We start from the raw sequence: 15196 nt of genomic DNA, 5'->3' as shown, positions 1-15196 counted from the left end.
TCGCGACACAACGACGATCGAGACGGAGGACCAATGTGCAATGACTATCGACTGAAGGTGGACGTCGCTTCGATCGTCGAGGACTTCGCTGACCTGAAGATCAAGATCCGCTTCGGTGAGGGCGCCCCGAACATCGAGGCACGCGACGACATCAAGATCACGGATGTCGGCCCGATCATCCGCACCGTCGATGGCGTGCGCGGCGAGGGCGACTTGGTGCAGCGTAGATGGAGCTGGCCAGCGCCGAACAAGAGGCCGGTCTACAACTTCCGCTCAGAGGGCCGCGAGTTCACCTCGAACCGCTGCCTGATCGTTGCGGACGGCTTCTACGAGTTCACCGATCCCACCGAGAAGGGAAAGAAGCGGAAGGACAAATGGCTCTTCACCAAGCGCGACGAGCCGATCTTCTGCATTGCCGGCATCTGGCGCGAGACAAAGGATGTCGGCGAGGCCTTCACCATGCTGACGATGGAGCCCGGACCGGACATCGCGCCGTATCACGACCGCCAGATCGTCATCCTCGAACGCGATGCCTGGGCCGACTGGCTCGATCCGTCGGTGCCAGCGCAGTCGCTGATCCGGCCACTGTCTGCGGGAGCCTTGCAGGTTGCTCAGGTTGGATAAATATCTGCATCGATAACGGGGCTGAGGATTCTGATGCAGCAAGAGGAAATCGAAAGAGAGCTTGAGCAGATGCGCAAATTGGGCAGCGTCAGCTCTTCCGAGTGGCAGGCCTATACGTGGAAGAACGAGCTGGCCGAACAAAAACGGCGCATCGGTCTACACCTTGATGAAGCCCTGACCGACGCGGAAACTGAGCACAATCCCTATCATATGCTCGAACGAGCGATCGGGGTTGCGGCGGTCTGCATGCGGCGGCTGATCGAATGTCGGCTGGTGACAGATCGTTTTCGCGACAAGGCGCTTGAGGTTCACGAGGTACTCGCAAAGGCCGACGCGGATTGGCGCGAGCCGTTCGTAAGCCGCACTGCCAGCGAAATCTTCAACAACTATGATCTGACGGCGCGGCACGCGGAGAGGCGGATACCAAAGGTCATTTCCGACAAGATGCTGCACGCGCGGGTGATCGGTGTGCTTTCCGGAAATGCATTTATGCCCGACGGGCTTCTCATCGCGTCGGACACGCAAAGCAAGACCCAGCTTTTTCATTTCACGCGGCCCGAGATCGCATCGATCTTCGATGCTTTTCTCGACGATGAGGTTCGATCCTCGACGGACGGATACTTGGATAAGGACGGTGATTTCAAGGGAACGCGCAAGGTGTTCGCGACCAGGGATTAGTCGCCGCCTGTGTGTGGCCGAGGGCCGAGTGTCCCCGAACGAGAGGATTGCCGTGCCAGACCGTAAGCTTTCACCATGCGCCCGTCAGACCGAGGCCGAGATCGAAAACTACTACCGTAATCAACCCGAGGGATCGCCGGCCGTCGTTCGCCGCACCCACGGCGGCATCCTGACGTACCAGATCACGACCTTCGGACTGCGGCGGACGCGGACCGGGCGGATCAACGTGGACGGTGCCGGCGACTTCTACATGAAGTCCGGCAAGAATTGCTGGGAGCCTACAGGCCAGACCAGGCTGGTTGTCCCGACCGACGAGGTCCTGGCTTGGGCAGCCGAGAACCCGCGCGGGCAGATGGGTGTCAGCATTTATGCGGATGAGCCCTTCTGGCGAAAGGCGCCGTTCACCAGGTGACGATCTTGCGACAACCGCAGTAGGTTGAAATTCGCATCGCCACATAGAGAAATCTCTGCATAGAATCCGAGCGGTACTTGTAGTCGACACGTGCGAATATACTGTGCTGAGATGTTGATCTGAGAAGACGAGATACACGGTTGCAGTATGCCTTAGTGGACGGTGAGCGGATGCAGCCCTTCTCCGGGGGGCGTGGGGCATGCCCGACCTGCGGCGCGGCAATGGTCGCAAAGTGCGGACCTCGGGTTCTGCATCATTGGGCACACGCCGGTCGCCGAAACTGTGATCCATGGTGGGAGAACGAAACCGAATGGCATCGGGCATGGAAGAATCTCTTCCCGGAGGATTGCAGGGAAGTTTCGCATGTCGCGATCGACGGCGAGGTCCATCGCTCCGACATCAAGACACCGACTGGGATCATCATCGAGGTTCAGCATTCCGCGATGAGCGACGATGAGCGGTACTCGCGCGAGGCATTCTACGGGAATCTCGTCTGGATCATCGACGGCCGCGGCTTTCGGCATAACTTCGACATCTTCCACCTGCTGCCCGATCCCGGATCGAACATTGCCCGCGACATAGTTTGGGAAAAGGCAAGCCGCCCGATGAGGGGCGCTGCTGCCGGCTTGTTTTTCCGAGTATCGGAGGGGCAGAGAGACTATCCTGAGAAGGATATCAACAAGGCGACACTGCGCTTTGGATTGATCCACAGCCTTCATGAGATCAGGACGGAGGTCGAGCAAGCCTATCGCGGGCATCACCAGTATGATTGGGTCCGGCCGCGACGCACCTGGCTCGATGCGGCGTGTCCCGTCTATATCGATTTCGGCGATGACCACCTGGTGAAGCTTGAACTCTACGATGAGTCCAATCTCCCGTGCGTCCGGTTGGTGTCGAAGCGAAAGTTCCTCCACGACGTGATGGTGGAAAAACAGGCTGGCGATATTGCCACCCGGTTTTATCCGTTCGGCGTAGGTAATGATGGCTCGGATTCCGTCGCAGTGAGCGCCCCATGAACGATCGAGGACCGCCGCGACGACTGTACAAATATCGGAGCTTCAGCAATCTGACGCTCTCGATGCTTGTCAACGATGTCGTCTATTTCGCCGATCCCACTACCTTCAACGATCCCCTGGATACGAAGCCGACACTCGAGACGGATCTCGGCAGTGTCGAGCTCGAGGCCATTCTCGCCCGCTTCATCGAAGAGCGAACTAGTGCCGAAATGTCGGCTGCAGCCAAGACCATTCGTTATCGAGGGCCAAAGACGCTCGATCATATTGCGCGTCATGCACGCAAGGCGGCTGAACGTCTGCTGGCCGATATTCGATACAATGCGACGAACCCCGAATATGAGATCGATGATCCAGAGCAATTCTTGCTAGGGCAATATGTTCAGGAGGAGCTGTTGCGCCGCTATGACAAGGGAGTGTTCTCCCTGGCCGAGCGGGTGAACTGTCCATTGATGTGGAGCCATTACGGCGACCAGCACCGCGGCGTGTGCCTGGGCTATTCGATTCCCACGGCTGCATCGCAAGACGTCTACAAGGTCCGATATGGAGGCAGCCGGTTGGTCCAGGCGAGCGCCGTCGCGGCCATGCTTCGCGGGGACGAGGCCGCGAAGCGTCGGGTCGATGAGGCTGTGCTTCTCAGGAAGGCAAAGCCGTGGAGCTATGAGCGGGAGTGGCGTGCGATCGGTCCACGTGGGGAACAGGATTCTCCACTTGAACTCGAGGAGGTCGTCTTCGGGATGCGTTGTGCCCCGGCGGTGATGTTCGGGGTGGTTCAGGCGCTCTCAAAGCGCGATCGACCGATCAAGTTCTTCGAGATCCACGAGCGGAGAGATAGCTTTCTACTTGCCAAGCGCAGCGTCGATGTCGACGAACTTTGCGCCTTCTTGCCGCGGCGCTGTCGTTCGCTTGACGGAATGTTCGAGGATCTCGACGATCTGGATACGCCGACGACAGAGTGCGTGCACGAGGCAAGTTGATCGTGCTGGCTGGCCGATCGCCACGACAGACATCGTCTCCTAGTGGAAGTCCCGGCTCTTCACTTTGATCGTGTCGATGTGCAGGTCGGGGATGTAGATGTCGCGGGTGCGTAGGCCCTTGGGCGGCAGCTCGCGAGGATCGGGCCCGGCTCCACCGTTGCGGACTTGGTCGCCGCGGCCGTGCGGGAGCGGGAACTTCGCATCGCGGCTGCCGACGCTGGCAAGATCGGCCGAGAGGTCGGTGATGCGCTGGGCGACCAGATGCACGACGTCGCCCTCGCGCTGGATGCGGCCGCGCACGGCCATCATGCTGGCCGACAGCACGGCACGACGGTTCGCCTCGAACACTTTGGCCCAGACCACGAGGTTCGCGATCCCGGTTTCATCCTCCAGCGTGATGAACATGACGCCTTTGGCGCTGCCCGGGCGCTGGCGAACGAGGACGATGCCGGCCGCTTCGAGCCATTGGCCGTCGCGCGTCGCCATGGCCTCCGCACAGGTGACGATGCGGCGACGCTGTAGATCCTGACGGAGAAAGCTGAGCGGATGGGCTCGCAACGTCAGCCCGACATGACCATAATCTTCGACGACCTCGCTGCCGGCCGTCATCGGCCGTAGTGCTACAGCCGGCTCGTTGATCTCGGGCACGATCTCGGCCTCGCGCGCGGACGCCGCCGCGAAGAGCGGAAGCGGCTCGTCCCGTAGGGCCTTGATCGCCCATAGCGCCTCGCGGCGGGCGAGCCCGAGCGCCGGGCGGAAGGCGTCGGCCTCGGCGAGCTGAACCAGAGTGGCCGATGGCACACCGGCGCGCCGCCAGAGATCGTCGATCGAGGCGAAAGGCTGGTCGGCCCTCGCGGTGACGATCGCGGCGCCGTGGGCGTTGGCGAGACCCTTCACCATGCGCAGGCCGAGCCGGACGGCGAAGCGGCTCTCGTCCTCCGTGGGTTCAAGGGTGCAGTCCCAGCGCGAGGCGTTGGCGCAGACGGGCCGGACATCAATGCGATGCTCGATCGCATCCCTCACGATCTGGGCGGGCGCGTAGAACCCCATCGGTTGGGCGTTGAGCAACGCCGCGCAGAATATATCGGGGTGCCAGCATTTCAGCCACGCGCTGGCATAGGCGATCAGCGCAAAAGAGGCTGCGTGTGATTCCGGAAATCCGTAAGACCCGAAGCCTTCGAGCTGCTTGAACGTCGCCTCTGCAAAATCGCGCTGATACCCATTGTCGACCATTCCCTGGATGAGCTTCTCCTTGAATCTGGAGACGCCGCCGGTGAACTTAAAGGTTGCCATCGACTTGCGCAGCATGTCTGCTTCGCCGGGCGTGAAGCCGGCGCACTCGATCGCGACGCGCATGGCCTGCTCCTGAAAGAGCGGCACGCCCAGGGTTTTGCCGAGCACCTTCTCCAGCTCGGGTTTCGGGAACACGACAGGCTCCAGACCCTCACGGCGGCGCAGATATGGATGGACCATGTCGCCCTGGATAGGGCCCGGCCTGACGATCGCTACCTGCACGACCAGGTCATAGAAGGTCCGGGGTTTGAGCCTCGGCAGCATCGACATCTGCGCGCGGGATTCGATCTGGAATGTTCCGAGCGTGTCGGCCCGCCGGATCATCGCGTAGGTGCGCGGGTCCTCGGCCGGGATGGTGGCGAGGTCGAGATTGATGCCCTTGTGGTCGGAGAGCATATCGAGGCCGCGCTTCATGCAGCTCAGCATTCCCAAGGCCAGGACATCGACCTTCATGAAGCGCAAGGCGTCGATGTCGTCCTTGTCCCATTCGATCACCTGGCGGTCCGCCATCGCCGCAGGCTCGATCGGCACCAGCTCGTCGAGCCGGTCGTGCGTCAGGACGAAGCCGCCGGGGTGCTGCGACAGGTGGCGCGGAGCGCCCATGAGCTGGCGGGCGAGGTCGAGGGCGAGCCGCAGGCGCCGATCGCCGAGATTGAGGTTTAGCGCTTCGACGTGCTTTTCCTCGACACCTTCCGACCATCCCCAGACCTGACCCGAGAGAGTCTTGATCAGATCCTCGGTCAGGCCAAGTGCCTTGCCGACGTCGCGCATCGCACCCTTGGTGCGATAGCGGATGACTGTCGAGCACAGCGCGGCGCGGTCCCGGCCATAGGTGTCGAACACCCACTGCATGACGATTTCGCGCCTTTCGTGTTCGAAATCGACGTCGATGTCAGGGGGCTCGCGGCGCTCTTCGCTCACGAAGCGTTCGAACAGGAGGTCATTTCGGCCAGGATCGATCGAGGTGATGCCGAGCACGTAGCAAACGGCGGAGTTGGCGGCCGATCCGCGTCCCTGGCAGAGAATATCCTTCGAGCGGGCGAAACGGACAATGCTGTTCACCGTCAGGAAGTACGGCGCATATTGAAGCTTCTCGATCAGCCGAAGTTCATGCTGGAGGGACGCCCGGACGGTGTCCGGCACACCTTCGGGATAGCGCTCCTCGGCGCCCTCCCAAGTGAGCTTCTCCAGCGTTTCCTGAGGGGTGAGCGTCGGGTCGTCGCGCTCTTCCGGATACTGGTAGGCCAGCTCTTTGAGGTCGAACCGACAGCGCGCTGCTATCTCGATCGTGCGGGCGACAGCCTCGGGGTTGCGGGGAAATAGCCGGTACATTTCCTCCGGCGGCTTCAGGTATCGATCGCCGTATTCGCGCCGATCGCCCAGCTCGTCGATAGTGATGCCGTGCCGGATGCAGGTCACCACGTCCTGCAGGATACGGCGGTCGGCCGCGTGATAGAGCACGTCGTTGGTGACGACCGTCGGCACGCGCATCTGCGCGGCCATGTTCGAAAGCTCGTGGATGCGAAGCTGGTCGTTCGGCCGACGGCGCAGCGTCAGCGCGACATAGGCCCGGTCGCCGAACGCGTCGCGTAGCCGGCGCAGTCGAAGGCCGCAGGCCTCATCGGCCTCGTCGGGAACGAGAATGCCGATCAGGCCATCGCTGTAGGCGACGAGATCGGCCCATTCGAGGATGCATTTCGCCCTGCCGCCGCGCTTCTTGCCGAGTGAGAGCAACCGGCAGAGCCGGCCGTAGGCGGCACGATCGGTCGGATAGACCAGGATCGAAGCTCCATCGGTCAGATCGAGGCAACAGCCGACAATGAGCCGCACGCCGGTCGTCTTCGCCGCTTCGAAGGCGCGCACGATACCGGCGAGCGAGTTGCGATCGACCACGGCGACCGCCTCGATGCCCTGGATCGCGGCTTGGGCGAACAGCTCCTCGCACGACGACGCGCCGCGCAGAAACGAGAAATGCGAGGTGACCTGAAGCTCAGCGTAGCGAGATGGACCGGTCATCCGAACACCCCGTGCAGGAACCAGCGCTGGGAGCCGCTATTGGGGTCCTCGCCATCGCCCGAGCGGAAGATCCAGTAGCGCTCGCCGGCATCGTCCTCGACGCGGAAATAATCGCGCACGGCCGTCAGCTCGGCATCGCGCAGCCACCATTCACCCCGGATGCGTTCGGGCCCGTCCGCGTGCCGGACGCGTCGCCGGATGCCGCGCCAGGTAAAGGCAACAGGTGGATGGTCCGGCAACAGCGCCATCGTCTCAATGGGTTCCGGCGTAGTGAGCAGCCGCGACGGCCGCGGCCAATGGCCCGGCCAGGTCGCGCCTGTATCCGGCGCCATGGGCGCGATCCTTCTGACAGACCGCTCCGGCACCTCTGTCGCGATCGGCGCGGCCCGGTAGAGGCTGCGCTCGCCGACCCGGTTGATGAGCGTGTCGACCAGGTCGGAGACATCAGGCACGCCGTCGTCGACCATCGCCGTCAGGCTCTGCTTTTCGCAGAGCGGTTCAGCCAGCGTCGCGGTCAGGCTGAGGATCTCGATGCCGAAGCCGGGCTCGATCGTCTCGATCTTGTCGGTTAGAAGCCGGGTGAGGCGCTTGACGTCGCGCACCGGCATGGCTGTGCCGACGCGGATGGCCTGCAGCCGATTGTCGACGCGGTGGCAGATCAGATCGAGGCGCTTGGCGCCGAGGCCCTTGGCCCCCAGCTCCGCGCAGAGCTGCACGACCAGCTTGCCGATGTAGCGGGCGATGGTCTGGGCCGCGCCGATGGGTTCGGCGAAATTGCGCTTCACCTGGATCAGCTCGTCGGGTCGGATCGGGTTGATCGGCTCGCTGAGCGCCCCAAGCGCCTGATCGATGCGGCGGCCGAGCTGCGGCCCGAAGCGCAGGGTGAGCGGTGCGCGCGGCTGCGCGAGGATATCGCCGATGCGCTCGAAGCCAAGGACATGGAGCGCCGTGATCATGTCGACGGGCAAACGAAGGGCCGCGAGCGGCAGGCTGGCCAGGACCGCACTGCCATGGCCTGCCGGTGCGACCAGCGCAGGCTTGGCGGCATAGCGAGCCAAGGCATGCGCCACGCCCCAGGTGTCAGCGATCGCCGCGCGCGCCTGCACGCCGGATGCGGCAAGCCGATCGATCAGGCCGGCGAGCATAGCGTCCTCGCCACCATGGAGATGATCGGCGCCGGTGGAATCGATCACCAGGCCGTCCGGAGCGTCGGCGGTGACGATCGGCGCGTAGCGTTGGAGCATCCACAGCGCGAGGCGGTCGAGCGCCTGGGCGTCAGCGACAGCGTCATGATCGTGAACGATGAGGCCTTGGACGAGAACACGCGCTTTCGTCGCCGGCATCCCGACGCGCACGCCGGCGGCCTGGGCGGCGGCGTCCACTGCCAACACCACCTGCTTTCTCCCGTCACGGCCTATCAGAGCGAGCGGCGCCTCAGCCGGAGGCGCCGCGTCGCCGGCCTTCCGCCGAAGCCGGTCGGTGGACCAGCTCGGCAGGAAGAGCGAGACGACCCGAGTCATCACATGCCTCCACTTCAAAATCTGCACTTTCGCCCGCCCGGGCGCGGATCAACTCAAGGAGCCAACGGTGGCGGCCGACGCCGGGAACCGGCAAGGCTGCCGAGGGTATGACGGAGACGCGCCATCGGGTCGCGGCCGCCGTAGGCTGGCCGAAATCGGAGGCCTCGGTCTGGCGACGCCAGCGGCGCAATGCGATGCCGATCGTGCCGCTTCCCTCCGCGCAGAGCTGGAGCCTGCGCGATGCGGTCATATCGAGCCGCGCCACTTCGCCGACGACAGCGCCGAGCCCGCCGTGACGGAGACCTTCCTCGATACAGGCGAGCACGGTCTTGTCGTTGCCGGCCTCGACGTAGATCACGCGGTCAGGCGCGAGGCCTGCTTGGGCTAGCGCTGGTGCGAAGAGATCGGGCCGCGTGATGACCCAAAGGACCTTGCCCTTGGTTCGCGCGGCCACCCCGGCAGCAAAGAGTGCCGCCGCCGCGCCATCGACCGCACCGTTACCACCGCCCGCGATCTCGTGGAGTGCCCCCAGCGTCAGGCCACCGGCGGGAAGGCGCGAGTCGATCTCGGTGATCCCGAATGGAAGCACCGATTTCACGCGCCGGCCTTTGCCTTCGATCTTCTCGATCTGCGCGCGCAATGACTCTATGGCGGGCTCGGGCCGCAACTTCGTTGTTGACCTCCTGGAATAGGTGCAGCATCATGTTCTCTATTTGTTCTATCTTTCGCCGGCGAGAGTCAAGGAGCATTTGCGACTGACCCCCGGCTCACTGATCAAGGCTGCTTACGCGTTCCAGAGGTCGTCTGGACCGATATAGACAAGATTGAGCTGGCCACCCTGTGCGGAAACCGTGGCTCGCAGAAGGCCACGCCGGTTCGCGTTCAGTGCATATGGCAAAGCGCCATGCGACAATCCCTCGGGCGAGATGACGAGGGGTTGGCCGTTCCAGTGGTGCAAAGAAACCGGTGACCCTGGGGGCGGGGGTGCCGTGGTCCAGTTCACATTTGCCAAGTAGGTGCGCTCCGACCATGTGCGGTCGGCACGTGGCGCGAACTCCTGCACAAAATCGAGCCAGAGACTTCGTGTCTCCAGTGTGGGCCAGTCCGGCTGGGCGGCAAACGCAGCGACTTCGGGCGACCCGAGCCAGTTTCTCAACTCCTGTCCGGTGGCGAATGTCGCCCCCGTGTCATTTACGGCTTTGATAGCGGCGAGGCGCGAGTTGAATCCAGCTTGCATCAGGATCGAGGCTGACCGGTTCATGGTGCCGGTTTCGACCGCAGACAGTGCTAGACCAAGCTCATGATCTTCTAACGCGGCAACCGCGCCGGGACCGCCAACGACATCACCATTTGCGGCAGCCCGAACGCGTAGCGCCTCCATGGCCCAGGGCAGGCGATAGACAAGGCCATCTTCGATGAACCGCAAGCCGTCACCGTCGCCGTTGGCGACCAAGGCGGCCAGCGGCTCTCCGCGAAGCCAAAAGCGCAGAACGTCGCGCCAGTTGACGGGCAGTGGATCCGGTGAGAAAGGATGGAAAGGGAATACACGCTCGGCAATGCCGGTGATCGCAGCGATCGCCGCATCGCTGTCGCCAATAAGCAGAGCGCCGTTCGCTTGGACAAGCAACTGATTTGCCTCCGGTGCGATGGCATCCAGAGCTTGGCCCGCTGCCAAACCAAGGCCGGCGAGGAAGTAGCCCTTGCGCTTTGCTGAGGTGGAATTGGCCCAGATGTGCCGACTCCGGGTCAGCAACGTTGACTTGAAAACGATGCGAGCTTCGTTCGATGTTCGCAGAAGCCGGCGCTGCCACAAAGATGATTGCAGGATCGCGTCGAGCGTTGCCTCGATGTCCGCATCTGGGACATCTTCTTCGCCAATGAGGCTGAGGATCGCGGTGTCGAGCGTCGCGAGGTGCGTTTCCCATTGCTTCCGTGCGTCATCCCGATCTTTCGGCTTTTCGCCCGGCACCTCTGGAAAGTTCCAGGCAGCGGCGCTGTTGACGACATACTCCGTCAGATGATTGAGATCGCCGCCGACGATTTTGTGCATGCGCAGCAGAAGGGCCGTGAGCAATTGGATCAGGCCGCTTTCCATCTCGCGGGCGCCCGGGTCTCCAATCAGCTGGACCCACTCGTTGTGCTTTTTGCTCCGTCGATCCTCGAAGATCGGGAAGAGGACAAGGCCTTCGACATCGATGTAGGCGCGGCCAGCGCGACCTATGACGTTTTTGAACTCGGAGACCTTGATCATCTCGCCGTTGCGATAAAGCGAGTGCATGACGACAGCGGTGGCCGACAGGTTCAGGCCCTGGGCAAGGGTCGGGGACGAGATCGTGACTTTGAGGACGCCGTCGCGAAGGAGACGTTCGACTTCCTTCCGGTAGGCCGTAGGCAGAGCACCGTGATGGAGCGCAACGCCGAGCCGGAGGCATTTCAAAATATCGCTATTTGGGCCTAGCCATTCCTCTCCCAAAGCGATAGCCGTCTGGAGCGCCGCAGGGTCCACTGCTAGGAGTGAAGGCAGCGCGCCGCGTTCGTGTAAATCGACGATGACCTCGGCGTATGGCTTTACGCTCCGTCGTTGCGGGCAATAGATGAGGACCGTTTGACCATCTTCGACCAGGCGCCAAGCCGTGGCGAGACAAAGCTCTCGTTGGTCGCAGGGAAAGATCTTCGTCCGTTTTCTCTTGGGCTTGATGAAAAGCTGTGGAACGAAACCGGTAAAGAACCGGGGCACGAAGGGGCGTTCGTCATCGACACGGAGGTTCAGGCGCGCATTCGGGGTATTCCAGCCGACTTCTCCGAACCGAAGACGGGTTGGGCGCCAATCGTTTTTGACAGGTCCACCAGCCTGATCGCGGCGTAGCCATGCGGAGAAATCCTCCAGCTGATCTCCATCGGGGAGGATTGCGGAGAGGCACACGATCCGGCGCTGATCGGCGTCAGGTCGGCGAAGCAAGCGCTGAATTTGGACTTCGTAACGAACTTCACGTTCGCCTGGGCCGATCATATGGCCTTCGTCGAAAATCAGCAGACCTACGTCGTCGAGCAGTGAAGGATCATTGCGAAGCGCAAAATCGATCTTCTCCGGTGTAGCGACGACGATGTCGCGTTCTCGAATTGCGTCTTCATCGAACCCGGAGACGCCGATGCTCCCATAAAGAGCCGAAATCGTCTTTCCAAGTGGCCCAAAGGTACGTTGGAGGTTCGCTTCCGTCTGGGCTGAGAGAGCCCTTAGCGGGGTCACGAACATGACCCTCCGGCCGCCCGCAAGACACCGGAGAATGCATAGCTCCGCAACACGGGTTTTGCCGGCGCTGGTCGGCAGTGAGACGACGAGATTATCGGACTGATCGACGGCGCGAGCCGCCGCCTCGATCTGCGATGGCCACAGATCTATTTCCGCCCTTGAGCGGCAGGCGAGCGATGCAATCAAGATCGATCGCAAACGTAGCCAGTCAGCTGCCGCACCGCCCGTGGGAGCGAGAGGGACCCTCTCATGAAAAGTGTTGGACCAGAGGTCGGACAGAAGATGAATAGCGACTCTGTGCGCCCACCATTGCGGGAGGAGGTTGAGCTCGGCACAGATGGAAAGGCTGTTCCGCAGTCGTGCGATTGCTTGCTCGACTAAGGCACGCTCACCGCGGTCGATTGCTAAGAGGAAAATGGAGATGGCGCCGAAAAAGTTGTCGGTCAGCGCAATATCCAGCCCTTCCCAGAGGAAGTCATGGCCGTCGCGGTCAGGAGCTGCTTCGTCAGCTGGTTGAATGGGTTCGAGCGCGAGCCGCTCTTGAAATAAACCTGAGATTCGCGCGTCAGAGCCTTCGCCATCGAGGCGATAATTATGGACCCGTGCGCGGAGACCATTGATATCCCGGCGCATCAGCTGCGCTAAAGCGCGCTCAAGTGGCGAGAAGTTTTCTTCGCTTATGACGATCGAGAGAAGCGAGTAGGCCCGGGCGGAAAGCTGCGCGAGATGATAGCTGGCGGCCGCCATGACGAAATGGAAATCCCGATCCGCTTCGCCGCGATCACCCTTGGCCATCACCGATTCAAGGGCGGTCGCAGCCTGCACGAAGGCGACCCGAGCCTGATCGGAATCACCACCCATCTCAAGCATGCGAAGGCCAAGACCCAGGAGACCGTAGGCGTAGCTATGAAGATCGAAGCTGAGCTGCGGCGAGAACTGTGGCGCGTCGGGTGGTAGAACGCCGCCTCGCCATATCATGGCACGGGCTTGGCCTTGCGCGATGAGTCTACCCCGAAAGCCGGCTGCCGCTGCTTCGGTGATGGCGGCCGAGATGGTGTCAGGGTTGGTTGGCATTGGCGATCACACGATCATAGATGGCGCCGACAAAGGCTGCATGGCCATCGACGTGGAGGGCAACGCCCCACTGATTGATTTGCCCCGGGTAAGCTTGAAGTGACTGCGTCAACAATGCTTGCGGCGCGTTGCCCGAGAAGGTGAACAACAGATGCTGCACACTGGCCAACGGAATGCCATGACGCACCAGCGCATCGTCGATTGCGTCCGCCAGCGGTTCGTTCGCAAGTTCGAGAAGGCGCGCGGATATGAACGACAGCGCGTGCGATGAAGGTCGTCCATTGTCCTTGTCAAGGCCAGCACGTGCCTCCGTGAGAGTCTGCGCGCGAAGAGAGGCCCGACTCTTTGCCTCGGTCTTGAGGAAGCGAAGTCGTTGTGTGGCTTGGTCAAGGACCATGCCGATCACGTCGTCACCGCGCATTGCCATGTTGCGATGATCTTTCCATCGCAGACGCTTGATGGGAGCGCGATAGCCGCTGTGCGCATCGATCCATTCGGTCGCGTAGATTTCCCCGAGATCCCCGGACCGGATTTGTTTTGTCTGGGGCAACAACCCTGTGACCAGATCGGCAGCTCCTGGCTTGCCGAGGCGACGCAATGCGCGTGCGACTCGCTCTTCCGCCGCATAGTGTCCAGGCACGGCCGCGGCGGACAGCTGGACGCCCGTCGGGCGGTCGGCGGCGCGAACGGTCTTGATGTGGAGGCGGTGGTTGCCGAGTGGGGTGTCGGCTCCGTCACACCAGTCGTTGAATTGCACCATGCGCTCATACCCTCTCGATTAAGCGCGGCGCAGCATTCGCGGGATGTGGACACGGTGAAAACCGTGCGTCTGCACTTGTCGGCGAAGCTTGGGTGTATCGTTGACGCCGAACGCGACGGCCGCCTTCAGGGGACTGGCAAAGGTCGCGTAGAAGGTCCAGCGAGCGTCCTTCGGCAGAGGCGCGTTCTGCCGACGGTCGGTGATTACGACGTCGCGGGGGTCTTTCGTATTGCGAAAGGCATGGAAGGTGATCCAGTCGGGCCGCCTGTAGCGTGCCGCCTTGGTGAAGGGCACCGACTGAACCTTCACGTCGCTTTGGTCGAGAACCCAATCGCGCTGTTCGAGTATCTGCCTGACCATGTGGCCGACCATCTGCTTGACGCGGTCAATTAGGACGTCTTCGCGGAACTCCTCGAGAAGCTGTTCTTCGATGCCTTCGACGGCGGGCTTTCCAAGCTCTGAGGCCGTCTCCAGGCGAGCGATAGTGGCAGGCCGCGTAAGAAACGACCAAATGCGCTTGCCGACGTCGGACTCCGACAGCGAAGCGAATTTTTCCGGATTGTAGCGAAGCATGATAAGGCCTCCTTGACCGGTCATAAATGGCCGGTCATAAATGCCTAGTCAAGGGCACCGCACGTTGAATCACTTAGTCTGCCGGTTTGCCGCTCGTGTGCCGCTCCGATTCCGGTCGGCTGCCTCACGCTGGGTCGCTTCTCGATGTAGGCTTGGATCATCGAAAACGCCGAATGAGGTTGAGATGAAGAAGGTCGTGCCGAACGGAAAGGTCGTGAAAGCTTTGAGGGAGCAGCTCGAGAGACTGTCGACCCAAAAGGAAATGGCGAATGAAATCGGCGTCAGCATTCGGATGCTTCGCATGATCGAGAATGAGAATGCGCCAATTGCAGTATCAACGGCCGATCGGTTGGCAAAAGCGCTGCAAGTTCATCGCGAGCGCATCATCCTCGTTTCGGAAACTTTGGAGATGGCGCCGACGGGAAGCGCGCCGGATGTCTTTTCCACGCTGATGGAGGATGAAGACCGGCTCATACCCCGCAACGATTATGACGTCGCCAGTGCGACGACGGATGAAGGCGCGCTATATACGGAGGCGGCCCGCTCACACGACGTGGCCTGCATTATCGAGACGACGCTTGATGAGGAAACGGGTGCCTACGCGCAGGAGCTGTTCGATATCCTCGTTGGATTGTCCTGGTCGCAGCGAGATATTCTCGTAGACATTCCCCCTGCGACGGAGATCGCGGTTCGTCGGCGCCTGCGGCAGCTCATCGTTCTCCTCAAGGGCAACGACATCTGGATCTATCACACCTCGATCCTGAGGCGATTGCCGGAGCGCTACACGGTCGCGCCGCCGGACGAGCCTTGCACGTATCAAAGCCGTCAGGTCGTGGCGCTTGGCCCCCCGGGTGAATATGGCGAGACTACCATGCGCGTGCCGATCGATCATGGTCAGCCGTTCATCCTTCCGGCGTGGCGCAAGCTTCGCAAGAGCGACAATGAGGAGGCAGCAGCTTCATGATGAGACGCAATCGTTTGATTGTCGCTGTGTTGGGCGCACGTG

General features: G+C 61.9%; 12 protein-coding genes. 6 read left to right on the top strand and 6 right to left on the bottom strand.

The window, feature by feature from the left end; translation table 11 throughout:
* Positions 1-33: 33 nt before the first annotated feature.
* From DMO26_RS07625 to DMO26_RS07605, 5 genes are all read left to right on the top strand, one after another.
* Positions 34-624: an SOS response-associated peptidase gene (locus tag DMO26_RS07625; RefSeq protein ID WP_117191414.1), complete on the top strand. Its 591-nt coding sequence runs from the start codon at positions 34-36 to the stop codon at positions 622-624.
* 33 nt (positions 625-657) lie between these two features.
* A complete protein-coding gene (locus tag DMO26_RS07620; RefSeq protein ID WP_117191413.1) occupies positions 658-1302 on the top strand; it encodes a hypothetical protein in 645 nt (214 codons plus the stop codon).
* Between the two features lie 52 nt (positions 1303-1354).
* Positions 1355-1714 (top strand): hypothetical protein, encoded by a 360-nt coding sequence (locus DMO26_RS07615; protein WP_117191509.1) that lies wholly within the window; start codon positions 1355-1357, stop codon positions 1712-1714.
* A 140-nt stretch (positions 1715-1854) separates the two neighbouring features.
* Positions 1855-2730, top strand: coding sequence for a competence protein CoiA (locus DMO26_RS07610; protein ID WP_117191412.1), 876 nt, complete (start codon positions 1855-1857; stop codon positions 2728-2730).
* The gene (locus DMO26_RS07605; protein WP_117191411.1) at positions 2727-3704 is read left to right on the top strand and encodes a DUF2971 domain-containing protein; all 978 of its coding nucleotides are present in this window, start codon (positions 2727-2729) and stop codon (positions 3702-3704) included. Before DMO26_RS07610 ends, DMO26_RS07605 begins: the two co-directional genes overlap by 4 nt.
* A gap of 39 nt (positions 3705-3743) precedes the next feature.
* Here the strand turns inward: DMO26_RS07605 and DMO26_RS07600 are convergent, their stop codons facing one another.
* The 6 genes from DMO26_RS07600 to DMO26_RS33590 all read right to left on the bottom strand — a co-directional run bounded on the left by DMO26_RS07600 (position 3744) and on the right by DMO26_RS33590 (position 14190).
* On the bottom strand, positions 3744-7013 hold the full coding sequence (locus tag DMO26_RS07600; protein WP_117191410.1) for an error-prone DNA polymerase: 3270 nt from the start codon (positions 7011-7013) through the stop codon (positions 3744-3746).
* Positions 7010-8533 carry a DUF6504 family protein gene (locus DMO26_RS07595; RefSeq protein WP_117191409.1) on the bottom strand — a complete coding sequence of 508 codons (1524 nt, stop codon included), beginning with the start codon at positions 8531-8533 and terminating at the stop codon, positions 7010-7012. Before DMO26_RS07595 ends, DMO26_RS07600 begins: the two co-directional genes overlap by 4 nt.
* Positions 8448-9200, bottom strand: a complete 753-nt coding sequence (locus DMO26_RS07590) for an ImuA family protein (RefSeq protein WP_117191408.1) — start codon at positions 9198-9200, stop codon at positions 8448-8450. Before DMO26_RS07590 ends, DMO26_RS07595 begins: the two co-directional genes overlap by 86 nt.
* Positions 9201-9317: 117 nt before the next feature.
* Entirely contained in the window at positions 9318-12857 is a 3540-nt protein-coding gene (locus DMO26_RS07585; RefSeq protein WP_117191407.1) for a DEAD/DEAH box helicase, read from the bottom strand.
* The gene (locus DMO26_RS07580; protein WP_117191406.1) at positions 12841-13617 is read right to left on the bottom strand and encodes a Hachiman antiphage defense system protein HamA; all 777 of its coding nucleotides are present in this window, start codon (positions 13615-13617) and stop codon (positions 12841-12843) included. The genes DMO26_RS07585 and DMO26_RS07580 overlap by 17 nt, the downstream gene beginning before the upstream one ends.
* An 18-nt stretch (positions 13618-13635) precedes the next feature.
* Complete coding sequence (locus tag DMO26_RS33590) at positions 13636-14190, bottom strand: hypothetical protein (RefSeq protein WP_162894758.1); 555 nt, start codon at positions 14188-14190, stop codon at positions 13636-13638.
* 184 nt (positions 14191-14374) lie between these two features.
* Here DMO26_RS33590 and DMO26_RS07570 point away from each other — a divergent pair, with 184 nt between their 5' ends.
* Positions 14375-15154 (top strand): helix-turn-helix domain-containing protein, encoded by a 780-nt coding sequence (locus tag DMO26_RS07570; protein ID WP_117191405.1) that lies wholly within the window; start codon positions 14375-14377, stop codon positions 15152-15154.
* Positions 15155-15196: the final 42 nt, after the last annotated feature.

Source organism: Rhizobium terrae (assembly GCF_003425685.1).
In the GTDB taxonomy this organism is placed as follows: Bacteria; Pseudomonadota; Alphaproteobacteria; order Rhizobiales; family Rhizobiaceae; genus Neorhizobium; species Neorhizobium terrae.
Note: the sequence above shows the minus strand (reverse complement) of the source record. Positions and strands in the feature narration are given on the sequence as shown.

Excerpts from the sequence above, each read along its gene's own strand:
- DMO26_RS07595 (WP_117191409.1), bottom strand. The coding sequence starts at position 8,533 with ATGACTCGGGTCGTCTCGCTCTTCCTGCCGAGCTGGTCCACCGACCGG.
- DMO26_RS33590 (WP_162894758.1), bottom strand. The coding sequence starts at position 14,190 with ATGCTTCGCTACAATCCGGAAAAATTCGCTTCGCTGTCGGAGTCCGAC.
- DMO26_RS07570 (WP_117191405.1), top strand. The coding sequence starts at position 14,375 with ATGAAGAAGGTCGTGCCGAACGGAAAGGTCGTGAAAGCTTTGAGGGAG.
- DMO26_RS07605 (WP_117191411.1), top strand. The coding sequence starts at position 2,727 with ATGAACGATCGAGGACCGCCGCGACGACTGTACAAATATCGGAGCTTC.
- DMO26_RS07625 (WP_117191414.1), top strand. The coding sequence starts at position 34 with ATGTGCAATGACTATCGACTGAAGGTGGACGTCGCTTCGATCGTCGAG.
- DMO26_RS07620 (WP_117191413.1), top strand. The coding sequence starts at position 658 with ATGCAGCAAGAGGAAATCGAAAGAGAGCTTGAGCAGATGCGCAAATTG.
- DMO26_RS07600 (WP_117191410.1), bottom strand. The coding sequence starts at position 7,013 with ATGACCGGTCCATCTCGCTACGCTGAGCTTCAGGTCACCTCGCATTTC.
- DMO26_RS07580 (WP_117191406.1), bottom strand. The coding sequence starts at position 13,617 with ATGGTGCAATTCAACGACTGGTGTGACGGAGCCGACACCCCACTCGGC.
- DMO26_RS07585 (WP_117191407.1), bottom strand. The coding sequence starts at position 12,857 with ATGCCAACCAACCCTGACACCATCTCGGCCGCCATCACCGAAGCAGCG.